Genomic DNA, 24,306 nt, shown 5'->3' on the forward strand with positions numbered 1-24,306 from the left:
CCTCAAACGCGCCGAGCACGGCAACCCGCCCGGGCCCGACGCGCCAACGGTCCGGCTGGTCGCACCCACCAGAACCAGGCCAAAAAGCCAGAAAACACCCTAAATCACCAGTATTGGCCCTAGCACCCCGCCGGTGCGAACGGCGGTGGTCAACCCCTTCCAGGAGGACCAGTGGTGACCCTGACGGTCGGCTGGACCGGGATGGGCGACGAGACGGGGTGGGTGGCCTGCGTGCCCGTCCGGGTCAGCGCCGCCGGATTCGACGTCGTGGTCGCGCCGGGCGAGCCCGTCCGGTGCCCGCCCGGGCCGGTCCGGCTCAGTGCCGACGTCCCGGGCTGCGCCCTCCTCCGGTACCAGGCCGAACTCCCCGCAGGGGACGGCCAGCGCCTACAACTGCTGGACGTCCGGGACCTCGACGGCGCCCACCACCGGGCTGCGGCCGCCCTCGAGCCGACCGGCCGGTTGCTGCTGGAGTACCTGGTCGCGGGGAAGTACGCCGAGGCCGCCGCTGCCGCCCGCGCCGTCGAGGTGTACCGCGGCCAGGCCGATCCGCGGTCCTGGACCGCTCCTTCCTGCACGCAGTTGCTCATCGGCTACGCCCATGGACTGGGCCGTGACGTGGCCAGGCTGGCGGCCTGGTGCCGCCGGACCGCGGCCGCCGAGGTGCTCGGACCGGACGGGCGGGTGCTGGCCGCCGTCGCCGCCACGACCGCCGAACCGGCCGACCTGCACAGCTCGTGGCTCCGGCTGCTCGGCGGAGCCGACGGCCGGCGCCCGCGTGCCACCGCTGGCACGCGGGCGCGCGGCCCCATCACCGTCACCCAGGGAAAGGCCGCCATGACAGTTCCGACCCACGACCCGGCCGGCCCGGCCGGGGCCGCAGCACCGCCGGGAACACCGGCAGCAGCCCGCTCCCAGGCACTGAGCCGCTACGCCGTGGTCACGGCCGTCATCGCGGTCGGGATCTGGCTCGGGTTCAGCGTCTACCTGCTGGTCCGGGCCGGTGACGGCGTCACCTCGGATCTCCAGTGGACCCGGATGGCGTGGGTGTTCGGCTCGGTCCAGGCCTTGGCCTTCACCGCGGCCGGGGCGCTCTTCGGGACCTCCGTCCAGACCGGGCGGGTCGCCCAGGCCGAGAGCCGGGCCGAGGCCGCTGCGGCGGACGCGAACCGGCACCGGGAGGAGGCGGCCAAGGGACGCGCCATGGCAACCGTGCTGCAGGCCGACGAGGCTGCTGTCGAGGCGGCTCCCGGCTGGCAGCCGACGGGCCCGGGCGGGCAGGCCGGCGCCGGTGACGTCCGGCGCCGCTACGCGCACCTGTCCAGGACGCTGTTCGGGAACCTCGTGCAGCCGCCGGGCGACTCCTGACGGATCGCCGGAGCCCGGTTCGCTCAGGGGTTCGGGCGGGGCAGGTCCGGGTGGTGCAGCACGGCGAGGCTTCGCTCGGGCGGCCGGCCGTAGAGCTCGGGGTGGAAGTAGTAGCCGCGTTCTTCGGTGTCCTTGTCCTCCTCCGGGAGCAGCGGGTTCGCGCGCGCCCACGCGTCGGCCCGGACGCCGGTGACCTGCCAGCAGACCTCGGCACCGGCCGGCCCGCCGCGGATGGCGAAGCTGCCGGCCGCACCGAGGCGCGCGACGTGGAGGCCCGGGGCCGGGACATCCAGGGCGGTCAGCTGGTAGCGGAGATCGGTGTTGAGCGCGGTGAACCAACCGGGCAGGACGACGCTCGCCGTGCCGTCGTCGTCCAGGGTCGCGATGCCGTCGTAGAGGTTCTTCCGTTCCGGGGCCTCCACGAAGGAGTGCGAGAGCACGCGGTTCGCCGGGTCCTGGGGGTGGTCGATCCGGAAGCCACCGCCGGACTTGGTCAGGTTGCCGGAGACCTGGACGTTGCCCTCGAACAGGGCGGCCGTCGGGCCCTGGGCGATCAGACCCGTCCGGGCGGTGGCGTAGACGCCCACCCCGTTCGTCTGTGATCCCGAGCCCAGCACGCCGGTGCCCACGCCATGTCCCTCCACTCCGGTGCTCTGGTCGCTGGTGCCCTGGACGCCCACGCCGTTGGCGGAGGTGCCCTGGACGCCGTTGCCGTCGGTGCCGTTGCCGAGCACGCCCGGGCCTTGCGCGCTGGTGCCGAGGACGCCGGCCGAGCTGCCGCCGCCCTGGCCGCTCACCCCCACCCCCTGGGTGCTCGCGCCCGCCACTCCGGTGCCCTGGGTGCTTCCGCCGACCACGCCCGGTCCGGTGTCCGAGGTCCCGGAGACGCCGACGCACGGTCCGGTTCCCAGGCCGCTCACGCCCGGGCCCTGGGCGCTGGTGCCGAAGACGCCGGCCTCATCACCGCCGGACTCGCCGAGCACTCCCACGTTCTGAGCGCTCGTCCCGTGGACGCCGGCGTTCTGGGTGCTCGCGCCCAGCACGCCGGGTCCGGCGCTGCTGGTTCCGGACACTCCGGCGCCCGGGCCGCCGCCGAGGCCGGCGACGCCGGTGCCCTGGCTGCAGACGCCCTGGACGCCCAGGCCCTGCGCGGCGAGGTTGACGCCCAGGACCGCTGACCCCGGGTCGATCGCGCTGCCGGCGGGGGTGCTGGTCGCCGCTCGGTTGCTGCTGCCCAGCACTCCGGGCCCGGCGTCGGCGTCACCCCACACGCCGAAGCGGATCTGGGGGCTCTCCTGACCGGGGTCGAAGCCGCTGGGTGCGTCCTGTGACTGCGGTGGTTGGACGGGCATGGTTCTCACCTCTCCTGCGTGCCGTCCGGCGGGTCGGGCGGCACTCCCTGGCGGAGCAGTGCCGCGAGCCCCTGCGCGATCGGTCGGCCGTGCTCCTCGGGGTGCAGGAAGTACCCGCGCTCGCCCGGGGGTTTGGTCTCCTCGGTGGCCAGCGGGTGGTGCTGCGCCCAGGGGTCGATCCGGACGCCGGTGAGCTGCCAGCAGACCTGCCCGCCCGGCGGGCCGCCGGCGATCCCGAAGCTGTCGCCGGCGACCGGCCGGCTGACGTGCAGGTTCGGCGCCGGGCCGCCGACAGGGGTGAGCTGGTACTGGACGTTCTCGTTCAACGCCGCGAACCAGTCGGGCAGTCGGACGGTGGCCCCACCGGTGGCGTCGAGCGTCACGGTGCCGTCGTAGACGTTCTTGCGTTCGGAGGACTCGACGAAGGAGTGGGTCAGGTAGCGGTTCTCCGGGTCGAGCGGGTGGTCGATCCGGAAGCCGCCGCCGGACTTGGTCAGCGGGCCCGTCACGGTGACCGGGCCGGTGAACCACGCGGCGCAGCACTGGGACGCGAGGTAGGCGGCGTTGCTGTTGGCGGAGTTGAACGCCGCGAGCCCGGCGTTCGGGCCGGTGCCGACGACGCCGAACCGGCCGCCGCGGGCGCTCATGCCGTCAAACTGGGTGCTGACTCCGGTGACCCCGGATCCGGTGCTGCTGGTGCCCTCGACGCCGGTGCCGTTGGCGCTGCTGCCGGTCACGCCGTTTCCCGTACTGCTGTTGCCGAAGACCCCGTGCCCGTCGGTGGTGGTGCCGGTGACGGCGTTCCCGGTGTGGCTGCCGGCGTAGACGCCGGTGCCGTCCAGGCTCGTGCCGCTGATCCCCGCCCCGTGCGTGCTGCTGCCGGCGACGCCGGCGCCCTGGGTGCTGGTGCCGGTGACGCCTGGGCCGGCCACACCCGTGCCCGCGACGCCGGTGCCCTGGGCACTGGTTCCGGTGACGCCGGGGCCGGTGCTGCTGGTGCCGAGGACGCCGCTGCCCTGACCGGCGCTCCCGACGACCCCGTTGCCCTGGGTGCTGGTGCCTGTGACCCCGGATCCGGTGCCGCTGCTGCCGGCGACGCCGGTGCTCTGGGTGCTGGTTCCGGTGACGCCCGGGCCGGCCGCACCCGTGCCGGCGACGCCGGCGCCCTGGGTGCTGGTCCCGGTGACGCCGGGGCCGGCCACGCCCGTGCCCGTGACGCCGGTGCCCTGGGCACTGGTGCCGAGGACCCCCGTTCCGCCGGTCCCGTCGGCGGTGCCCTTGACCCCGATCCCCTGGGTCCCGGCGTTGTATCCGAGGACGCCCGCCCCGCCGGGCGCCGTGGCGGAACCCGGCTGGCCGCTGCTGCCGACCACGCCGGAGCCGTCCGCGCTGTCCCCCCACACGCCGAACCTGAGCTGGAGCTGCCCCGGGTCGAACCCGCTGGCCGCGTCCTGTCCCTCGACCGGCGACGGTGCCGGCGCCGTGGGTCCGGTCGCCGGGGTTGGTGTGGTCGACATCGTCCGCTCCTCCTCTTCTCCGCTTCGGCCTCTTCGGTCTCCCGATCCGGCTACTGGTAGGTGATCTGGAAGCAGGCCAGCTGGACCATGTCGGTGCTCGCCGCTCCCGTGACGTTGGCCTCGATGAAGTACTTGTACGTGGCGTTGTCGACGATCGTCGGCGCGCCCGGGGCGGGGGTGGCCGCGGGTGTGCCGAGGCTGCCGGCCGTGATGAGGGTGTCCGACCCGGGGCCGGGGGTGACGGTCTTGCGGAAGAGGATCACGGCCAGCGCCGCCGTCTTCGGCACGGCTCCGGTCACCAGCATCGACAGCAGGGTGGCGCCCTGGGGGAGGTTGACGTTCATGATGCCGTGCGCCTCGGTCGCACCGGCCTGCTTCTGCGCCACGTCGAGGTTCATCTCCCAACTGGTCGACGCCGCCAGGTCGGGCCGGTTCGGCGTCAGGATCGGGGAGAGGGTGAGACAGGTGACGGCCGTGGACAGGGCGTTGATCACCGGGTTGAGGTGGTCGACGGCCAGGGTGCGGAACTCGCTCTCCAGGTTGTGGAACCTGATGTTGAACCCGTTCTCCCCGCCGGCCTGGACCCGGTCCTCGTTGTCGATCCAGTCGGTGTGGGTGAACCCGGGTACGTAGGGCGGGATGATCATGGCGGGCCCTCCTGGTCCGGCCGGGTGAAGCGGGATGGGAGCGGGGCCGACGTGTGGTAGGTCGGGAAGGTGTAGGCGGGCAGCAGGTCGGTGCCGGGCGCGCCGGCCGACAACTCCCGTACGTGGGTGCGGATCCGCTCGGTGCGGAACTCCACGCCGATCGGGTGGAACCAGTTCAGGATGTTGAGCACCAGGTCGTACTGCTCCTTGCTGATCACGACGTCGGGCCGGGCGTCCAGGTCGGGGGAGAGCCGGACCTCGCACTGGTACGGCAGCAGGCCGCTGCCGCGCAGGTAGTCGGCCCGGAGCCGGACCGGGCCCGGCGCGAGGCCGGTGAGGCCGGTGACCGGAGCGCCGGCCGAGGCCGGCTCGGCCCGCCCCGGTCCGGCCGGTGACGCGGACCAGGCGAGGGACACGCCGCCGTCCGGGCCGAGCGGTTGACGGGAGGCCGGCTGCGGGGGCTGCGGTGGGGTCCGGCCCAGTGGCGTCTGGTCCGCGACCAGCAGCGTGCCGCCCGCCGCGGGGGCGGTCAGCAGACACGGCAGGTAGCCGGCGCCCGGCGGCGAGGCGGCCAGCACGCGGGTGCCGCCGCCCGGGGCGAAGGGCAACGGCAGCAGGGCGTCGGTGGCGGTGTCGACGACGTGCACGCGTCCGGGGACCGCCGCCGTTCCCGTGGTGGCCACGTACAGGTGGCGCTGGTCGGTGGCGGCGCACATGGCGAGCGGCACGGTGCCGGGCGGGAAGGCGGTGAGGGTCGCGGTCGGCGCGGTCGCGCCGGTCGGGTAGACCAGGACGGTGCCGGTGCCGGTGCCGGTCGGGCCGGTGCCGGTCAGGCCCACGTACAGCTTGGTGCCGTCCGGCGTGAGGGCGGCGCACCGCGTCCCGGTGCCCGGCCCGGTGCCGATCGGGCCGCCCTGGAGCTGCATCGCGGACCGGATGACCAGGCAGAACCGCCCTCCGTCGAGCAGCACGGCGAGCACCGGACTGCCCGGGCTGACGGCGAGGGCGCCGGGCACGCCCGGGAGGGCGACGCTGCCGGTCTGCTGCAGGGTCTGCGGGTCGTACGCACGCAGGCTGTTGTCGCCGGTGCAGGCGGCGAAGATCCGGGTGCCGTCGGTCGCCAGGGCCACCGCTCCCGGCACCGCGACGGTGGCGAGCGTCGCGAGCGAGCCGGGGTCGAGCACCGCCAGCAGGCCGACCGCCTGGTGCGCCACGAACAGGCGCCCGGCGGCGACGGCCAGCGCTCCGGGGAGTGGGGCGAGGATCCGGGAGGCGGCGAAGGCGGGGACCGGAAGATCCGTGGGCTGGGCGGCCGAGAGCTGGAAGACGGCCACCCGGTGACTGCCGCGCTCGGCCAGGCAGAGCCGGCTGCCGTCCGCGGTGAAGCAGGCGGCGACCGGGTCGGCGCGCGGGGTGACGCCCACGTCCAGGGACTGACCCACCCGCAGTTCGGTGGGCGGTGCGGGCGCGGTGCGGCCGGTGGTCGCCGGACCGAGCGGCGCGACGCCGAGTTGCTCGCCCGGCGCCACCGCGACCCGGACGGTCTCCGGCCCGCCCGGGACGGCGGGCGCCTGCACGGAGACGTGGTCGAACCCGGCGGCGAAGGCGTGCGCGGCGAGGGCGCCCGCGGTGAGGGGGAGCGGCGGGTGACCCGGTGGGGAGAAGGAGGCGTAGCGCAGCACCAGTACTCGGCCCTGGTTCGCCAGGCCCGGGCTGGCAGGGCTCGGGTCCGGCGGGGTGAAGGCGCTCAGCACGATGAGACTGCCGCTGAACGGGGTGAGCAGGTCGAGCAGCCGGTCCAGGGCCGCGCCGGCAGCCGGCTGCATCCGGCGGGCGTTCGGATCGGAGCCGTAGTCGACCGGGCGGGACGGGTCGAGCAGGTCGTCGGTGCGCAGTTGGAGGTAGCTCTCGTCGAAGTCGTCGGTGACGGTGCCGGCGGCTTCCGCCTCGGTGGCACCGAGCAGGCCGGCCCTGCTGATCGAGAGGCCGGCGGTGAGCGTGGTGCTCGGCAGACCGATCCGCAGGGCCCGGCTGCCGGTGCGGGTGTGCCCGGCGACGGTGACGTCGACCGTGACCGTGACGTCGCCGGCGTCGACGGCCTGCAGGACGGCGCTGCCGCGCGCAGCCCCGGGGGCGCCCGGGGTCACCTCGGCGGAGCCCGGGCCGCCGCGGGTGACCGACCAGCGGACCTCGGCGCCGGCGAGCCCGTCGACGGGTGGGTCGAGTCCCAGCGGCACGCTCTCACCGGCCGTCAGGTCCGGCGCACCGTCCGACCGCGGCCCCCCGACGACCGGGTCTGCGGGCAGCGTGACGGCGAAGGCGTCGCCGGGTGGTTGGAGCGCGCGGATCAGGCCGTCCGCGGTGCAGCAGACCCAGCCGAAGCCCGCGGCGTGCGCCTGGACGCCCAGCTCGCCGGTGTCGAGGGTGCTGTGCCGCAGCTGCAGGGCCCGCCCGACCGCGTGCAGGTCGGTCGCCGCCGGATCGTAGGCGCGCAGCACGGTCAGTGTCCCGCCCCGGCCGTCGAGCCGGGCGAGCAGCGCGTCCAGCGCGCGCCGGACCGTGAGCTGCATCAGCCGGTTGCCCTCGGGGGACGCCGCACCGGGACCGTCGGCGGCGAACGCGAGACCCGGGCGGTCCGGGTACCGGCAGAGCCACCCGGGATCGAAGTCGGGCTCGTCGGCGAGGGTGCCGACGGCCCGGGCCTCGGTGCTCAGCCGGTCGCCGTCGGCGGCGATGCACTGACCGGCGGTCAGCGGCGCCGGCAGCACCCGCAGGTCGAGCGAGCCGGTGGCGAGTCGGGCCGGGGTCTCGTCCACCACGAACGCGGCGGGGTTGCCGGCCACCGGCCCGGCGGTCCGGTTGAGGACGGCCTGCAGGGCGTCGGGGGTCGGGACCAGCCACCGCTGGAAGATGTGCAGCCGGGCCCGGTACTGCTCGTCGTCCTCGCCGGTCACCGGGCCGAAGGAGGTCCGGGCCGAGCGGGAGATCCGGACCTCCGCCACCAGGCCCGTGTACTGCGCGGGGAGGGTGCCGGTGGCGGTGCTCTCGGTGCCCTGCCCGATCACGATCGGTTCGGTGTTGCCGAGGGCGCCGAGCTGCTCCAGGCGTCGGCTGCCGACCTCGACGCCGTCCAGGTGGAGCCGGACGACGGTCTCGGTGGGCGTGCGCCGGACGGTGCCCGCGAGGTGGTGGAAGAGCCCGTCGCCGAGGTCCTGGTCGGCGAAGAGCTCGACCTCGGTGGTGCCGTCGCCGAGTGCCAGGCGCGGATTGTGGTCGACGCCGCGGTAGCTGCCCAAGGTGAGGGACCACCCCGCGGCGGCCGCCGCGTTGAGCGGGTTGCGCTTGGCGAGCACGGCGCCGGGGCCGGTGCTCCCCCGGTCGGGGCGGACGACCGCCTCGACGGTGAGCTCGGCGGTGGCCGGCAGGGCGAAGTCCGGACTGTCGCCGATGGTGATGCCGCTGCTCGGCGCGCCGAACCCGAAGGCCGGCGCGAACGGGCCGGTGCGTCCCCAGCGGGCGGCGCCGCCGACGGTGCCGGGGTGGCCGGTGGTGGTGCCCGGCGGGCCGGGGGCGGCGTACCGGCTGCCCTCGTCGGCGACCGTGGCCACCTGCGTGCTTCCCGGGGCGGGCTGGTCGGCCAGGTGGTACAGCGCGAGCGTGGCGTCGTCCCAGCTGTACGGGCGGGGCGGGAAGCGCGGCGCACCGAGGTCCAGGCCCAGCAGGTCGAGGCTCGCGCCGCGGGCGGCGGAGGCGTTGCGCTGGCTCGCCACCTCGGCCAGGCGCCGGGTGAGGTCCTGGTAGTCGTGACCGATCACCCAGAGCAGTTTGGCCAGGTTGCCGAGCAGCGCGGTGAGCTGCCAGTCGTCCGGCGTCTGCGGGGCCGGCGGCTGCGGCCGGAGCCCGGTGATGCGCAGCTGGTCGGTGAAGTCGGAGGCCCGGCCGGGCAGTTCGACGGCGAGGGCGGCGCCGCCGGGCCAGCCGGCCGGGAACCGGACGGCGGTGCTCTCCGCCGGGGCGCCGGGGGTCCGCTCGAAGGTGACCTGCACGGTCAGCGGTTCGACCGTGTCCTGCCGGGGCGCGAGCAGGTGGCGGGGCGCGTCGGGGGTGCGCCCGTACTGGCTCAGGTAGCGCGAGAAGTCGTAGCGCGGGCTCAGCGTTCCGGCGCCGTCGGTGTCGAGCGGGACGGTGAGCCGCTCGGTGCCCCGACCGTAGGCCGGCGTGAGGCCGGAGCACATCAGGTCCAGGAAGTCCGGACTCATCGGCTCACCACCTGCAGGTCGATCAGCGGGCTGTCGAGGTCGAAGCCGGCGATCTCGTCGGCGGCCAGGGTGAGGTTCGCACCCACCGACAGCTCCTCCGCGCTGCCGAACACCGCCCCGCCGAAGCCGACTTCACCGAAGCCGGGGGCACCGCGGCGCAACCGCAGGTTCTGCACGTCCACCACCCCGGGAACGGACCGGGCGGTCAGCACGACGTCGGAGTACAGCACTCCGCGGCCCAGGTTCAGCAGCTCCACCGCGGCCTGCACGTCGGTGAGCAGCGCGCCCTTGATCGCGTCCGGGTCGTGGCCCGGCAGGCTGACCAGCGTGGCCCGCAGGCCGACGTCGACCTGGTCGGCGGGCTTGACGTTCGGGAAGATCGACACCGGCCGCCACTGCCGCACGACCTCCAGCACGCCGTCGTACACGGCCGGGAGGTCACCGTCGCCCTGCTGCCAGGGCCAGCCCGGTTCGACGGCGACCACGACGTCGAAGAAGTACGGCGAGCCGGTGCGGCGCCCGGCGGTGAAGTCCTGTCGGCCGAAGAGGAAGCTGCCGAACGCGTTCCGCGAGGTGTCGACGCCGCCGAGCGGGTCGAAGATCGCCGCGTCGCGCACGCCCGGGACGTCCAGCAGCCGGGCCAGCACGGCGTCCTGGGTCCACAGGGTGCGCGGCACGCCGAGCAGCCGGGCCCGGTAGGCGTCGTCGGGTTCCAGCAGCTCCCCGCCGGTGATCGGCGCCGGGTTGGCGACGGTGACGGTGGCGGGCCCGAGGTTGAGGTGGACCGCGGCCCAGTGCGGCTCCAGCTGGAGGGCCTGCCCGGCGGCCAGGTTGCCGGCCGGGCCGCCGGCGGCGGCCCGGACGCCGACGGTGATCGCGGGTGCGCCGGTCACCAGGGTGACGCCGGCGGTGGTCCGCAGGCTGGTGGTCGGTGCGGTGGCCGTCTCGAGGACGGTGCCCTGCGGCAGCACGACGCCACGGTTCGGGTCGGCACCGGCGACGGTCAGCGTGACCTCGCCGGTCGCCTGCAGGAACCGCCGGTCCAGCCCGAGGTCGGTGCCGAGCAGGTCGAGCGCGGCGCCCTGGGCGGTGGTGGCGAAGTTGGCGTAGTACTGGTTCTCCAGCGCCCGCCAGAGCTCGTGGACGTGGACGGCGGCGGCGTCCAGCACCTTGCGCAGGGCGGAGCCCGAACCGAGGTCGACGTCGCTGCCGAACATCGCTCTGGCGCGGGCCTGTTGGTCGGCGATGATGCGGTCGATGCCCTTGAGCACGAAACCGTCGGCGGTCACGCCGTAGGGGTCGGGGCCGGTGGGCGTGGGGCCGGTGAGGCCGGTGGGAGTGAGGCCCGAAGGAGTGGGATCAGTCAAGGCGTCCTCCCGAAGCCAGCGTCAGCGCGGAGCCGGCGACGGTGTCGATGATCGCGTAGACCGTGTAGCTGCGACCGGCGCGGGTCTCCCGCACGATCCGGTCCCGGGCCGGGCCGTCGAGTCCGGGCTGGAAGTCGAAGTAGCGCGGATCGTCCTGGAAGAAGACCTCCCGGACGTCGGCGACCCGGGGGTCGGCACTGAGGCAACGGACCAGCTCCATCCGGATGTACTCCTTGCGCGCGTGGACGCCGAGCGCGTAGCGGCCGACGGCCAGGCGGTCGAAGCCGAAGGCGGTGTTCAGGCGGTCGCTGCCGAGTTGGGTCCCGACGGTCAGCACCAGTGCCTGGACCAGCGCGTCCAGCCCTTCGATCTCGGCGGGGCCGCCGGTGTGTGGGTCCACGACCAGGTCGCCGTCGTCGAGGGCGAGGCTCCGGCCGAGGCTGGGTGCGCCGCTCGGGCCGTCGGTGCCGGCCGCGCCGGCGCCCGGGACCGCGGGCAGCGGCAGGCCTGGCAGGGTGGTCAGGGTGACGGGGCCGGGGTCGGTCATCTCAGATCGCCTCCAGGATCTGCTGGCCGGGGTCGGCGATCTGCCAGGTGCCCGGCCCGGTGCCGCTCGCGGTGATCCCGTTCGCGGTGGCGAGCAGCACGGGCTGGTTGCCGACGGTGACCTTCGTGGCCAGGCCGACGGGCAACGTGGCTGCGGTGACGCACGGTTGCGCGGTGCCGCCGGGCGTCACGGCCGGGCAGGGCACCAGGACGCCGGGCGCGGTGGCGAAGGCGAGCACCTCGGCGCCCGCGGTGAGCACGCCGTGGTCGCCCACGGTGAGAGCGGGGGCGCCGGGGGCGAGCCGGACCTGCCCACCGTGCGAGCACTGGAGGATCGCGCCCTCGACCAGGACCGGTGGCATCAGCTGATCGCCACCTTTCCCTCCTTGATGGTGAGCGTTGCCCCGCCGGCGCTGACGGTCACCGAGTCCTGGTCGAGCGTCAGGCTGGGCCCGCCGGTGCTGACGTGCACCGTGCCGCTGCGGGACGAGATGTCGACGTTGCCGTTCCGGTCGATCCGCACCTGCGTGCCCGAGCTGTGGCTGACCAGGAACTCCTCGGCCGTCCCCTCGGTGGGCCGCTCGCCGACGGCCGAGCAGCCGTCGGTGCCCACCGCCAGCTTCAGCCCGACCGCCTCCACCACCCGGCGGCCGTCGGCTGCGGTCAGGTCGTTGACGCCCTTGCCGTCCGGGCGCGGGTCCGGCCCCGGCGACAGATGGGTCGGCAGGCAGAGCCACCAGTCGCCCGCCCGCGCCCTGGGGCGGTTCATCCCGGAGTCGTCGGCCCACAGGAAGCCGGTGACGACCGAGTCCTCGCGACAGGCCCGGACCCCGTTCAGCAGGGCCCGCATGCCCTCGTACACCGGGACGCAGAGGCCGACGTCGTGCCAGGCGAACGGCGCGGCGAGCGGTTTGTCCCGCAGCACCGGGCCGTTCTCGTCGACCGGCAGGTCGACGCTCGGCGAGACGGCCGCGGCCGACGCGCCCTGCCCGTACGCCACGTCGACCACCCGCCGGTCCGGCTTGGCGGAGCGGATCCGTCCGGCGTCGACCGAGGGCGAGACGGTGCGGTGGTCGCGGATCCGCCCGGCGATGGCGTCGGCGACCGCCGACGCGCTGCCCTCGCGGGCGGCCTCGGTGGTGCGGCGGTTGCCGCTGTCACCGCCCTCGGCCCGGAAGACCGCCGCCCGACCGGTGCAGACGTAGCCGGTGCGCGGCGAGAAGGAGTGGGTCAGCCGGATGATCCGGTAGCCCTGGAGGGGGTTCTGGTAGCCGTCCACGCTCGCCGCCACCAGGTGCCCGGCGCGCAGCTCGGGCAGGCCGAGCACGGTGAAGTCGAAGGCCGCGACGGAGGTCTGCTCCGGCAGGTCGTCGACCACCCGTTGCCGGCCGGTGGCGGGCACCTGGACCGGTTCGAACTCCGCCAGCCGGGTGCTCAGGCCGGCGGCCGGCACCAGCAGGCTCTCCTCACCGGTGAGCAGGGCGAGCACGGCGGCCGGGGCCGGCGGCACCGTCGGGCCGGGCCCCGACGGCGGGAAGCTGACCGCGGTCCCGAACTGCACCGTCCCGTCCTGTACCAGGAGTTCGGCCCCGTAGGCGCCGGCGAGCTGCTCCAGCGCCGCGAAGGCGTTGGGCGCGTCCAGGTTGATGGTGGCACGCCGGGGAACGGTCGGGGTGGCGCCGTCCGCCAGTCGCCCACCGGCCCGGTCGACGATCTCCCGGGCGGCCTCGGCCGGGGTGACCTGCTCCCGGGCGTAGTGGGCCGGCCCGGAGGTCCCCGGGCCGTGGCCGAGGTCGCAGGTGGTGACCAGCTGGAAGGCGGCCCGCTCGAAGCCGGTGAGCAGCACGCCCAGCGGCGGGTACCGGCGCGAGACGGTCATCCCGTCCACCGTGCCCTTCAGGACGCACGAGCGGGACGCCGGTGACTCCAGGTAGCCGAGGGTGATCTCCACCTCGACGGCGCCGGTCGGGTCGCCGCGCCGGCCGGTGAGGGCCTTGGCCAGCCTCCGGTGCGCGTCCAGCGGCAGGGCGGCGACCTGGAGGCGGAACTCGCCCGGCTGCCCGAAGCCGTAGGTCACCGTGATCTCGGCGTCGCTGAGGACCGTGCCTGGAGAGACGGTGTTGGAGAGCGTCAGGCCGAGGGTGGGGAACGCCACCCGGTACCAGAGGATCACGCCCATCGCTGCGCCACCCCGATCACGATGCTGCTGCCGTAGTGGCCGCTCCCGTTGAGGTTGCCGCGGGCCAGCCGGGCCTCCAGCACCCGGATCGCCAACGGCCCGGCGCTCTGGACCAGCCCGGGCTCCGCGACGAGCTTGCGGAGGAAGACCACGCTCGGCCCGTCCGGTCCGTGCTGCACCACCCGCAGCACCAGGTAGCCGGGCGGTGCCGTCGCCACGGAGCTCGGGGCGGGCGGGGCCAGGTCGTACAGCGTCTGTGGCGGGTCGTCGGCCGGGGCGTCGAGACTGGCGTACAGGCCGAAGTCGTAGGCCGTGGCACCGACCAGGCAGCCGAGCGCCTGCGGCAGGCCGTCGTCCGGCACGAACGGCAGCTGCCGGAAGTCGAGCGCGAGCGCGTCGGCGGTTGCGGGGGCGGTGGAGAGGTTCACAGCCTGCCTCCCAACTGGCGTTGCACGGGCTGCAGATCGCTGACGGCCGGCACGGCGGCCAGACCGGCGGCCAGCGCCAGGTCCAGGGCCTCGCCCACGATGGCGCTGGTACTGGAGCGCGGGACGTACTCCAGCGTGATGCTGACGTCGATCGCGTCGCGCTTCTGGTTGGACTGGGTGAAGCGAAGGCTGGTGATCTGCATGTCGAGGCAGATCGTCATGCCGCAGACCACCGGGAGCCCGGCGAGGTTCATCCCCCGTGCGGTGGCCGGCGCCAGCGCGCGCGAGGTGAGCGCCAGCGCCTCCAGGCCCTTCTTGACGACCAGTCGGGTCGGGCCGACCAGCACCGCCTCGACGGCGATCGTCCGGGCGGTCGGCGACACCAGCTGCGCCAGCCGGCTGCCCGCGATCCGGGCCACCTGGTAGCCCTCGTCGAGGGTGAGGCTGGTGACGGTGAACAGCGGCACCGCACCGATCAGGACGGGGACGTTCACACCGGCGACCATGGGGAGGCCCTACCTTTCCCTGCGGGGCCGACCGCGCGGTGCCCGGGGTCGACGCCGGGTGGCCTCGACGATCGCCTCCAGTTCCTCCGACGTGAGCCGGTCGTAGTCCGTCCCGTGCCGGAGCAGCCAGTCCGCGAACCGTTCTCCCTTCGTCGCGCCGTCCTCGAGGTGGAAGAACAGGCCCTCCTCGAGCTCGTGCCGGATCTGCGCCAGGGTTCCGCGGACCGTGCCGTCCTGCGCGGCCTCGATCAGGCGCAGGGTCAGCTCCCGGTAGTACGCGTCGGTGTGCAGGGTCGGGTGCCTGGTCAGGGCCTGCGGGACGGTGGCCGGATCGGTCGAGGTGCGCGGCAGGTGGATGCCGTTCTCCACCCCTTGGCGCACGTCGATCCCGGCGTCCTCGAGGATGTGGCGGGCGATCGCGGCGCGCGGGTCGCCCGCCGGCACGATGTGATGGGTCTCGTGACCGGGCGGGCGGGGATCGCCGGCCGCGGCCATGGCGCGCTCCAGCGCCTCGGACGGGCTCCCTCCGGTGCTCATCGGCTGGTTCGGCCGCTCGGACACCACGGGAGCCTCCGGTGGCACGTCCACCGGCTCCTCGAACAGCAGCACCTTCTCGTCGTGGCTCGCGTGCTGGGCCGCGTCCTCGAAGGCCCGGGCCAGGTCCTGCTCGTCGGCGAAGGCCACCCCCCGGCCGAGGCGGCGGGCCTCGGCCAGCTCGGTGACCTCCAGGGCCAGGGCGGGGTCCCGCCGGGCCAGCTCCGCCAGCCGGTCCAGCCGCCGCTCCAGCGCCGCCCGGTCGACGGCCCGCCCCCGGAACCCGGCCCGCAGCGACCTGATCCGGGCCAGCACGGCCGCCCGTTCGACCCGCGGCGCCACCAGATGGGCACCGGCGACCAGCCGCCAGGCCTCCGGGTCGCCGTTCGCCAACTGCTCGAGGATCCGCAGGTACGTGTCGAACCGCTGCTGCGCGCGGGCGGCGTTCTCCAGCCGGGCGAGGTCCAGCAGGATCGCGTCGAAGGCCGTCGCCTCGCCGCCGGCCTGCTCGAACGCCGCCCGGACCACCCGCCAGCCGACCGCCCGGGTGGCGTCCACGGCCCGGGGGCTGCCGGCCAGCGCGGTCAGGAAGTCCGCGCCCAGCTCCGCGCTCGGACCGATCCGCTGGTACCCGATCCGCTCCAGGGCGGCCAGGAAGGCGCTGCCCTCGCCGGGCGGCAACGCCTGCGCGACGGCGGCCAGGTCCCGGTCCGCGAAGCCGCCCGGACCGGTCAGGTGCCCGAAGGCCTGCCCCAACTCCTCGGTCAGTCCACCCGACTTGGCGGCGAAGGTCTGCAGGATCTCCGCCCTGCGCAGGGAGCGCTGCACCACCGGTCCGAGCGCGCGGTGCGCGGCGAGCTCCGCCAGCGTGCTGCCCTCGGCGACCTCGAAGGCCTCCAGCAGGACGGCCAGCCTGCGCTGTTCCTCGACCGGGAGCCGGGCGAGCAGGCGCAGCACCTCGTCCGCGCCCGCCACCTCCCGCAGTACCGTGCTGCCGGTGTGCATCGCCTGGGCCAGCCGACCCAGCCGCAGCGCCAGCGTCCGGCCCTCGACGGTCTTCGTGGTCCTGCCGACCAGGCCGACCAGGCGCGCCACCAGGGTCAGCTTCTCCCCGAGCCCGACCGCCTCCGCGGCCGCCTTGAGCTGGCCGACGCCGACGAACCAGGAGGCCAGCTCGACCAGCACGGCCCACCTGACCGTGGCGACCACGTTGGGTCCGACGTGCAGCAGGGCCGCGCCGCGCAGCCCGGCCGCCAGCTTCGTGCCGAGCTGCCGCAGCACCAGCTCGCACTCGGCGCGGGCGGGCCCGTAGCCGACGGCGGCGAACTCGAAGGCCCCGATCAACCGGGCGAGTTGCCCGAGGCCCAGGAGCACCTCGTCGGGTCTGGTGACCACCATCCGCAGCCCGTCGACCATGCCCTCCAGCAGGCTCAGCACGGCCCCGGCGGCCGCGGTGGCCTCGATCCGGACCGCCTCGGCGAGCACGGCGGCGCCGCCGGCCGCCGCGGACTCGCGCAGCTGCGCCCGGGTCTGCGGCGACAGCTGGAACGACTCGTCGACCAGCTCGGCGACCTCCCCGAAGGTCAGCGTCCGCTGGTCCCCGAACCTGGCGCCGACGGTGGTCAGCAGGTCCCACAGGGCCGGCCCGACGTCCCGGAACAGCTGGGCGGCCACCCCGGCCTCGGCGAGCCGCTGCTGGACGGCCGCCAGCTCCGCCAGGCTGTCGAGCGAGCGCATCAGCTCCACGATCGCCCGCTCGTGCCGCTCCCGGGTCCAGGCCTCGATCAGCACGGTGAGGTACCGGGCCTTGGTCTGCCAGTCGACGAGCTCGAACGCCGCCAGGTCGAGTTCGGCCAGGCGGTCGGCCGCCTCCTGCAGCCGGCTGCCGTCGGGTTCGCCGTCCTCGGTGGCGAGGGCCGCGTCGACCAACTGGTCGAGCCGGTCGAAGACCAGCGCACGGGCCTGCTCGGCCGGTAGTTCCGCACCGCCTTCCGTCGCCGCCCGGTAGAACGCGCGCGCGGCCTCGCGGTCCACGGTGATCGGGTTCCGCTCCCGGGTCAGCACGGCGACGATGTCGTAGCCGTGGTCGGCCGCGTCCTTGAACTGCCGCAGGAAGAGACCCCGGAGGCCCTTCATCTCGGGTCCCGTCGGCACCCGGCCGCGGAGGTCGAGGTCCGCGTTGGCGATCGGCGGATCGGTGGCGACCACCCAGTACCGGCTGTCCGAGGTCCCGACCGGGCCCTGAAGCAGCGCGAAGGAGGTGGTGCCGAAGACGGCGCGGCCGAGCTGGAGGGCTCGGGGGACGCTGGTCGCCCGGACGTAGCGGGTGCTGCTGCCGACGGTCACGATCCGGGTGCCCGGCAGGATCATCAGGATCCGGCCGGCCAGACCGCTGGGGCCCTCGACCACCTCGTCCGGCAGCTCCGGTGCGGCCTGCGCCATCGCCTGCGCCTGTGCCTGCGATGCCGGGGTGGGTGCAGGGGTGGGCTCGGGAGCGGACGGCCAGGTGCGGGTCGGGCGGGCGGCAGCGGGCGGCGGGACGGGGGTGGGGACGGGGACGGGTTCGCCGGACGGCGGCACGGTGAGATCCGTCAGCAGCTCGGCCGGCAGCGTGAACGCCAGCTGCACACCGCCGCCCGCCGCCTCGCCGCCCGCGGGCTCGCCGTCCGGCCCGCCGGCCGCGTCCGGGCCGGCGGCCACCGGGGGCAGCGGCCGTCCGGTGACCCGTCGTTCGGTCTCCTGCAGGGCGGCCGCGGCTCGGCCCACGGCTTGCAGCAGCACCCGCTCCAGGGCCGCGCGCCGGTCCTGCGCCGGCTCGCCGTCGAAGGTCACCGCCGTGGGCAGGTGCAGCCGGACGGTCAGGGTGTCGCCGGCGCTGCTCACGGTGCCTGCTCCAACCGCCGGAGCCAGCCGGCCAGTTCGTCCCGGCGCTGCTCCGAGGAGCGTTCCTGCTCCGGGGTCGTCGACCGGGCGCCGGCTGCCGCCTCCTCCGCGGCGAGCTCCGCGCGCAGGACCAGCGCCAGTTCCGCCGGGCCGAGCGGTTCGAGCTCGATCGAGTACGTCGTCCGGACCAGGTCGCGCACCTCCCGGACGCCGTACCAGGGGTGGGTCCGGACGTGCTCGACCTCGCTGTGCTCGATCCGCTCGGCGGCGACCGAGACCGAGGTCAGGGCCAGCTCGGCGCTCTGCAGTTCGGTGTCGTCCTCCCCGGCGCGTTCGATGGTGGTGAGGATGCCGACGACGGCGTACAGCGGCTTGCCGGGGTTGCGCAGTTGGAGGTCCACCAGCTCCGTCAGCCGGCCGTCGACCCGGGCCTGGATCTCCGGCTCCAACGCCCGTAACCTCGGTGGCGCCCAACGGTCGAGGAACCATTCCTCGATCGCCTGGTCCAGCCGGGACATGACGGCGTTCCAGATCAGCACCGCGACGAACTTGGCCAGGCCGACTCCGGCACTGCGCAGCCCGGCCCTGATCCGCACCCGCACCGGTCCCCGGACCGGCCGCCGGGACAGCTGACCGCCGACCCGGCGGACCATGGCATCGGTCTCCGCCTGGGAACTCGGGCGCCCGGGGCGGACCCCGGCCTGCGCGGCCGTGGCGACGTCCTTCGCCCGTGCCGCGCGGACCTCCTCGCCGACCAGGTCCTCGGTCCGCACCCCGGGCGGCAGGTTCCGCGCACCGGACCCGTAGCCGCCGGCGTTGGTCACGACCAGGTGGACCTTGAGCTCGGGTGGGATCAGCTTGCCGGCCTTCACGGCGACCAGGGCAGCCGCCAACCGGCGGAGCACCTGGGCCTGCTCGGGGAAACCGGGCATCGCCCGGATCGCGCCGATCGTCTCCTCGAGGTTGCGCGCCAGGTTCCGGCCGAGCGCGGTGGCCTTCCGGCCCTCGGCCTTGCCGAGCGCCCCGCTGCTCTTGTTGTCGACCAGCCAGATGTCGCCGGTCTCCGGGTGGACGGCCACGGCGTCGAAACCGCGGTCGGTGAGCCCGTGCCCGCCGGCGCCCGCGGAGGTGATCAGCCGGAAGCCGCGCTGACCCAGCAGGAAGGGCAGGTCCTGCTCGCCGAGCGCTCCGCCGGCGTGTGCGGCGGTGACGGGGGCCGGCACGTCCGCCGCCGGGCGGCCCGAGCGTCCCAGGAGCAGGCCGGGCGGTGGGGGCACCGACGTGCGGGGCGGAGCCCCGGCGACGACCGCCGGCTGGGCCGGCGGGGTGGGTGCAGACGGCGCGGACGGCCTGGGTGCGGCGGCCGCCCGGCGGCCCAACTCCGCTTCCAGGGCGGTCAGGTACGCCCGCGTCTCGGCGTACGGCGCCTCCACCATCCGGTGACCGAGCAGCCAGGAGCGCGCCTGCCGGTACTCGGTGTCCAGCTCCGGATCCGAGAGCAGCGCCGGGTCGCGCGACTGCGGCGCGGCCGCCGCCAGTGGGAGCGGACGCAGCGCACCGCCGCCCTCGTAGGAGGGCACCCGGTAGCTCCGCCCGGTCGGGTCGAGCCGGTCGGGGTCCAGCGGCTCGCCCGCCTCGACCGGGGCGGCGGGCTGCCTGGCCGCCACCGTCTCCAGGTGCTGCCGGGCCTGCCGCAGCCGGGCGGCGAGCGCCTCCTCGACGACCCGGCCGAGCTCCGCCAGCCCCGCCTGCGACGGCCGGCCGGTGATCGACACCGTGATCGGGAAGTGGCACGACAGCTGCGGCATCCCGCACTCCCAACGCTCCTGGGCTGCTCGCCCGGCTGGATCAACTCAGCGCTCGGTAGAGCGCGTCGCAGATGCTGGCGGTGATCTCCTCCCTGGCCTCCGGCGGGATGTCACCGGTCATGACGACGTGGATCGGGAAGTAGTAGTGGACCTCGGTGGCCGAGCGCGCGGAGACCGCCGCCTCCGAACCGGGCGCCGGGACCACCAGGTCACCCGGGTGCACCTCGATCAGCCCGCGGCGTTCGACCGTCTGCGCCTCCTGCGGGGGCCGGTCGTCCTGGAACTGGCTCTGGTCCTCGTTCGACATCGCGGCCTCCGGGCGCCGGTCAGGCGGCGTCGGTGGCGACGGCCTGCAGGCAGATGCAGTTGAACGTGGTGGTCGGCACGCCCTCGATCACGATGGTGCTGGCGACCGAGGTGATGTAGCAGTCGTTGAAGACGATGTTCTGGAACGTCCAGTCGCTCCCGGTCGCCTGCTGGACGCCGATGCTGAAGCCGGTGTTGGCCAGGGCCAGCGCGGTGAGCGTGGCCACCGACGTGCCGATCGCCTTGACCGCCATGGTGAAGGTGAACGACTGCGGCTGGACGATGTGCGCGACGTTGTCGGCCTCCAGCGAATGCAGCGGCTGGACCGGGACGTTGAAGGTGGGGTTGAACGAGTCGATGGGTGTCACCGGCTTGCCGTTCAGCATCACCGTCAGCCGGGTGTCCCACTGCAGGACGTCGGGCATGGTCTCTCACTTCCTCTCTCGCCGCGGACCGGGCCCCGTGGGCTCGGCCCTCGCGGACTCGGCCCGGGTCAGCCCGTGAGGACGAGGTCGATCTTCAGTCGGTGGATGGCACCCGCGTAGACCACCTCGACGGTCATGTCGACCGAGCGCGTGGCGCGGGCGGTCGCGATCTCCGTCGTCTCCGCCGCCGACAGGGTCGCCGGGTCCTTGTCGAAGAGCGTCAGCAACGGGATCACGACGGTGAAGTCCTCGATCACCTGCTGCGACACCAGGGGGAAGAGCACCGACTGCACGAGCGTCACGATCGAGCGCAGCCCGACCCGGGAGATCCGCAGGTTGCCGATCGCCTCGATGAGGACCGCCTTGATCCGGAAGTTGATGTCGTCGAGGGCCCGGACGATGTCGATGTACTTCTTGTCGTGGCTGGCGTCCGAGGTGTAGCCCTCGCCCAGGTAGAGCGCCTGGCCGGGCAGCAGCACCGGACTGGTGACCCAGTTGATGAGGTGGCTGTCGAGCTTGTCGATGTCGGTGTCGGCGAACAGCTGTGGCATCGCGATGTCGATCGGCTTGAGCAGCATCGAGATGTGCGGCTGGTAGCCGGCGATGACTCCGGCGGTGGCCGCCGCGACGTCGTCCGGCGACTTGTGGGCGATGAGCACCATCCGCTCGTTCTTGACCGGTGCCGCGTTCAGGGCCACCGCGTTGTCCACGCTCAGGCTGGGGTCGAGCATCGCCACGCCGATCCGTTCCTTGCCGTCGCCCAGATCGGCCGAGACGTGGGCGGCCAACCGGCCCAGCGTGGGGACGTTCGCCTGGTTCAGCGGGGTGTTGGCGAGCACCACGATCTGGACGTCGAGGGTGTCCACCGCCGTCAGGGCCGTCTCCCAGTCCAGATTGGTGGGGTCGACCAGGACGCCCCAGATCCGGGTGGGTGGCGGCGACTGGCGGAACGCCGTGCGGATCGCCTGCACCAGGTCGCAGTCGCCCACCTGCGTCACCGGGGTTGCGGCCGGGTGGGCGGTCGCCAGCGGCGTGTCCAGGGTGAGCGTGAAGGTGGTCGGCGGCGGGGGAGCGGCGGGCGCCGGGCCACCGGGTGCCGGGCCACCGGGCGGCGCCGGGCCGCCGGCGGGGGTGGCGACCGGTGCGCTGGTCGCCGCCACGGCGGTCACCGTACGGACCTCGGCGGTCGGCCCGGTGCCGAGCTGCACCACGGTGCCGACCGGAACGCTCACCGGGACGGCGACCGTGGTCGCGGCGCCCGCCGCGTCGGCGCTCAGCGTGGTCTGGCCGCCGCCGTTCAGGGCGTTCACCGCTGCGGTGGGAGAGGTGAAGTCCTGCGGGGCGGTGAGCGGCACCCCGAACCGTCCCTTCCCGACGATGGCTATGTCGCCGAACGCCCGGACCGCCGGGGCGAACAGCTCGCTCGTGGCGGTGACATCGATGTACTTGACCGGCATCGTCCGCTCCTTGCCTGACGGTTCGTGGTGCGTGGCGGTTTCGCAGTGGCCTTCCTCAGGGGACGGTCTCGAAGGCGGTCGCACAGCCCTCGGCGGCCAGCAACGCCGACACCTGCTGCGTGGTCCCGGGAGCCCCCGGGACGGTGAACGCGGCGGCGGGGAAGACCGCCAGCCACGCGCTGGCGGCGAGCAACGCCCCGCCGTCGTACTCGGCGGGGTGCGGGCGCGCGTCGTCCAGCGCCTGACGGGTCCGGGCGAGCCGGCGCAGCGCGCCGCCGAGGTCGAGGTCGGGGAAGAACAGCACCGAGACCCGCAACCGGAACCTCCGACCGGGGGCGGCCGGGTCGAAGGCCGGCGGCTGCGCGTAGTGCAGCCGGTACAGGCGGGGGAACTCCGCCTGGAGCTCCTGGTAGTCGGCGACCCTGGCACGGGCCATCAGGTCGGCCAGGTCCAGGAAGGCGAAGCGGGCGACGAAGTCGGCCTCCGAGAGCCCGGTGAGGTCCTCGGCGGCCAGGGCCTCGAGGGCACCGTCGGTCAGGGCGACCCGCGCGGTGACGACGGTGTCGAGCGCCAGGTCGATCCAGAGCGGTGGCGTCAGGGCGGGGACGTCCAGTACGACCCTGGTCTGGGAGACGTCCGGGAGCAGCTGCTCCCAACTGCCACGCACGGTCACCGGAGCGGACACCGGCACCTGGAAGTCGGTCGAGGTGACGCTGACCGAGTCGACGAACCGGACCGCCAGTGGATTCGGTTCGTAGACCGCTGCCAGTAACGACTGCAACCGCGTACGATCCGGGTCGTCCGGGGGTGCCAGCAGGTTGTCCACGTGCACCGGATCCAGGTACCGGATCATCAGCTGATCGGTGAAAACGTCCATCTCGCTTCCCGCGCGAGGCACGGAATTCAGCGGAGCCCTGAACGGGACCTCGGGCGGTTCCGGGCTCTTCTTCCACCACGCTACGCCGTCCGGGTGAGCGCCGCCGGGCGGATCGCGTCCCCGGTGGTTCCCCGCCCGCGTGTCGCGCCGGTCACAGCAGGAACCTTAAAGCACCGGTAAAGCGTTCGGTTCGAAGGCGGCAGGCTAGGCTGCCGTGGCGAACCGACGACCGACCGCACCCCTGCCCTGGAGGAACCGGCCTTGCACATCGACGCGTGGATCGACAGCGTGCCGCCGGGGGCGGTCTACGGTCTGGTCGCCCTGATCATCGGCATCGAGAGCCTCGGCATCCCGCTGCCCGGTGAGATCGCGCTGGTCAGCGCCGGCCTGCTGGCCTCCAAGGGCACCGTCAACCCGGTGGTGGTCGCGCTCTGCGCGGTGGCCGGCGCGGTGATCGGCGACTCGATCGGCTACGCGATCGGGCACAAGGGCGGCAAGCCGCTCTTCGAGTGGCTGGGGCGCAGGTTCCCGCGCCACTTCGGCCCCTCGCACCTGGCCACCGCCGAGCGCTCGTTCCACCGCTGGGGCATGTGGGCGGTCTTCTTCGGCCGGTTCATCGCGCTGCTGCGGATCTTCGCCGGGCCGCTGGCGGGCGCGCTGAAGATGCCCTACTGGAAGTTCCTGATCGCCAACGTGCTCGGCGGAATCTGCTGGGCGGGCGGCACCACGATCGCCGTGTACTACGCCGGCAAGGTGGTCGAGCAGTACCTGAAGAACTTCTCCTACGTCGCGCTGATCCTCGCGCTGCTCGCCGGGGCGGCCTCCGGCGTGGTGGTCAAGCGGCGTGCGGCGCGGGCCCACGCCGCGCACGAGGCCGCCGAGCCGGCCGGAGAGCCGGAGGCGCAGGCGGGGCAGCACACGGGCAGCTGAGCGGGCGGTGGCGGGTTGACGGTCGGTCACCCGCCGCGCCCGGCCGCCGTAGGATCGGATGGGCACGCGTCTGCGCGCGAGTACGGTTCGGCACGAGTTCCGCGGAGTGAACGATGGCAGAGCAGCAGTGGGGTGCGGTCGACGAGTACCTGGAGGAGGTGCTGATCGGGTCCGATCCGGCGCTGGACGCCGCACTGGCGACCAGTGAGCGGGCCGGGCTGCCCAAGATCGCGGTCTCGGCCACCCAGGGCAAGCTGCTCCACCTGCTGGCGCTGACCGTGGGCGCCCGCCGGATCCTGGAGGTCGGCGCGCTCGGCGGCTACAGCGCGATCTGGCTGGCCCGGGCGCTGCCCGCCGACGGCCGGTTGATCTCGCTGGAGCTCTCCCCGGCGCACGCCGCCGTGGCCCGGGCCAACCTGCACGAGGCGGGCCTGGAGAAGGTGGCCGAGGTCCGCACCGGCCGGGCCGTCGACAGCCTGGCGGAGCTGATGGACGACGGGGCCGAGCCGTTCGACCTGGTCTTCATCGACGCGGACAAGCCGAGCATCCCCGAGTACTTCGACTTCGCGCTGCGCCTCACCCGCCCCGGCTCGCTGATCATCGTGGACAACACGGTGCGCGGCGGCGCGCTCGCCGACGCGTCGAGCACCGATGCGTCGGTGATCGGGGTCCGCCGGCTGCACGAGCTGGTGGCGGCCGAGCCGCGGGTCCAGGCGACCACCATGCAGACGGTGGGGGTCAAGGGTTACGACGGGTTCACCCTGATCCGGGTGGTGGACTGACGCGGTTCCCGCAGCGGGGGGGGGGGGGGGGGGGGGGGGGGGGGGGGGGGGGGGGGGGGGGGGGGGGGGGGGGGGGGGGGGGGGGGGGGGGGGGGGGGGGGGGGGGGGGGGGGGGGGGGGGGGGGGGGGGGGGGG

At 74.5% G+C, this 24,306-nt stretch carries 19 protein-coding genes; 3 read left to right on the forward strand and 16 right to left on the reverse strand.

The annotated features are described in order from the left end of the window. Nucleotides 1-174 precede the first annotated feature (174 nt). Nucleotides 175-1,368, forward strand: coding sequence for a hypothetical protein (locus tag ACQRUO_RS30295; RefSeq protein WP_428319305.1), 1,194 nt, complete (start codon nt 175-177; stop codon nt 1,366-1,368). Between the two features lie 23 nt (nt 1,369-1,391). Here the strand turns inward: ACQRUO_RS30295 and ACQRUO_RS30300 are convergent, their stop codons facing one another. The 16 genes from ACQRUO_RS30300 to ACQRUO_RS30375 all read right to left on the reverse strand — a co-directional run bounded on the left by ACQRUO_RS30300 (nt 1,392) and on the right by ACQRUO_RS30375 (nt 22,459). Next, on the reverse strand, nt 1,392-2,720 hold the full coding sequence (locus ACQRUO_RS30300) for a hypothetical protein (RefSeq protein WP_428319306.1): 1,329 nt from the start codon (nt 2,718-2,720) through the stop codon (nt 1,392-1,394). A gap of 5 nt (nt 2,721-2,725) precedes the next feature. Then, complete coding sequence (locus ACQRUO_RS30305) at nt 2,726-4,237, reverse strand: hypothetical protein (protein WP_428319307.1); 1,512 nt, start codon at nt 4,235-4,237, stop codon at nt 2,726-2,728. Between the two features lie 50 nt (nt 4,238-4,287). Further along, entirely contained in the window at nt 4,288-4,884 is a 597-nt protein-coding gene (locus ACQRUO_RS30310; RefSeq protein ID WP_428319308.1) for a hypothetical protein, read from the reverse strand. Beyond that, complete coding sequence (locus tag ACQRUO_RS30315) at nt 4,881-9,143, reverse strand: LamG-like jellyroll fold domain-containing protein (RefSeq protein ID WP_428319309.1); 4,263 nt, start codon at nt 9,141-9,143, stop codon at nt 4,881-4,883. Before ACQRUO_RS30315 ends, ACQRUO_RS30310 begins: the two co-directional genes overlap by 4 nt. Then, a complete protein-coding gene (locus ACQRUO_RS30320) occupies nt 9,140-10,510 on the reverse strand; it encodes a baseplate J/gp47 family protein (RefSeq protein WP_428319310.1) in 1,371 nt (456 codons plus the stop codon). The genes ACQRUO_RS30315 and ACQRUO_RS30320 overlap by 4 nt, the downstream gene beginning before the upstream one ends. Continuing rightward, nucleotides 10,503-11,057, reverse strand: a complete 555-nt coding sequence (locus ACQRUO_RS30325) for a hypothetical protein (protein ID WP_428319311.1) — start codon at nt 11,055-11,057, stop codon at nt 10,503-10,505. Before ACQRUO_RS30325 ends, ACQRUO_RS30320 begins: the two co-directional genes overlap by 8 nt. Nucleotide 11,058: 1 nt before the next feature. Then, nucleotides 11,059-11,418: a hypothetical protein gene (locus ACQRUO_RS30330; protein ID WP_428319312.1), complete on the reverse strand. Its 360-nt coding sequence runs from the start codon at nt 11,416-11,418 to the stop codon at nt 11,059-11,061. Next, the gene (locus ACQRUO_RS30335) at nt 11,418-13,235 is read right to left on the reverse strand and encodes a hypothetical protein (protein ID WP_428319313.1); all 1,818 of its coding nucleotides are present in this window, start codon (nt 13,233-13,235) and stop codon (nt 11,418-11,420) included. The genes ACQRUO_RS30330 and ACQRUO_RS30335 overlap by 1 nt, the downstream gene beginning before the upstream one ends. Further along, nucleotides 13,226-13,663, reverse strand: a complete 438-nt coding sequence (locus tag ACQRUO_RS30340) for a hypothetical protein (RefSeq protein WP_428319314.1) — start codon at nt 13,661-13,663, stop codon at nt 13,226-13,228. Before ACQRUO_RS30340 ends, ACQRUO_RS30335 begins: the two co-directional genes overlap by 10 nt. Beyond that, complete coding sequence (locus tag ACQRUO_RS30345; RefSeq protein WP_428319315.1) at nt 13,660-14,157, reverse strand: hypothetical protein; 498 nt, start codon at nt 14,155-14,157, stop codon at nt 13,660-13,662. Before ACQRUO_RS30345 ends, ACQRUO_RS30340 begins: the two co-directional genes overlap by 4 nt. Nucleotides 14,158-14,178: 21 nt before the next feature. Continuing rightward, nucleotides 14,179-17,586: an AHH domain-containing protein gene (locus tag ACQRUO_RS30350; RefSeq protein WP_428319316.1), complete on the reverse strand. Its 3,408-nt coding sequence runs from the start codon at nt 17,584-17,586 to the stop codon at nt 14,179-14,181. Next, nucleotides 17,583-19,394 (reverse strand): hypothetical protein, encoded by a 1,812-nt coding sequence (locus ACQRUO_RS30355; protein ID WP_428319317.1) that lies wholly within the window; start codon nt 19,392-19,394, stop codon nt 17,583-17,585. The genes ACQRUO_RS30350 and ACQRUO_RS30355 overlap by 4 nt, the downstream gene beginning before the upstream one ends. A gap of 40 nt (nt 19,395-19,434) precedes the next feature. Next, on the reverse strand, nt 19,435-19,701 hold the full coding sequence (locus tag ACQRUO_RS30360; RefSeq protein ID WP_428319318.1) for a hypothetical protein: 267 nt from the start codon (nt 19,699-19,701) through the stop codon (nt 19,435-19,437). A 19-nt stretch (nt 19,702-19,720) separates the two neighbouring features. Continuing rightward, complete coding sequence (locus ACQRUO_RS30365) at nt 19,721-20,125, reverse strand: hypothetical protein (RefSeq protein ID WP_428319319.1); 405 nt, start codon at nt 20,123-20,125, stop codon at nt 19,721-19,723. A 68-nt stretch (nt 20,126-20,193) separates the two neighbouring features. After that, on the reverse strand, nt 20,194-21,582 hold the full coding sequence (locus ACQRUO_RS30370; RefSeq protein ID WP_428319320.1) for a hypothetical protein: 1,389 nt from the start codon (nt 21,580-21,582) through the stop codon (nt 20,194-20,196). Between the two features lie 55 nt (nt 21,583-21,637). Beyond that, nucleotides 21,638-22,459, reverse strand: coding sequence for a hypothetical protein (locus tag ACQRUO_RS30375; protein ID WP_428319321.1), 822 nt, complete (start codon nt 22,457-22,459; stop codon nt 21,638-21,640). A gap of 261 nt (nt 22,460-22,720) precedes the next feature. Between ACQRUO_RS30375 and ACQRUO_RS30380 the strand changes: the two genes are divergently transcribed. Together ACQRUO_RS30380 and ACQRUO_RS30385 are read left to right on the forward strand one after the other, a co-directional pair. Next, nucleotides 22,721-23,389, forward strand: a complete 669-nt coding sequence (locus tag ACQRUO_RS30380; RefSeq protein ID WP_428319322.1) for a DedA family protein — start codon at nt 22,721-22,723, stop codon at nt 23,387-23,389. A 113-nt stretch (nt 23,390-23,502) separates the two neighbouring features. Beyond that, on the forward strand, nt 23,503-24,171 hold the full coding sequence (locus tag ACQRUO_RS30385; protein ID WP_428319323.1) for an O-methyltransferase: 669 nt from the start codon (nt 23,503-23,505) through the stop codon (nt 24,169-24,171). Nucleotides 24,172-24,306 lie beyond the last annotated feature (135 nt).

Source organism: Kitasatospora sp. LaBMicrA B282 (assembly GCF_050325825.1).
In the GTDB taxonomy this organism is placed as follows: Bacteria; Actinomycetota; Actinomycetes; order Streptomycetales; family Streptomycetaceae; genus Kitasatospora.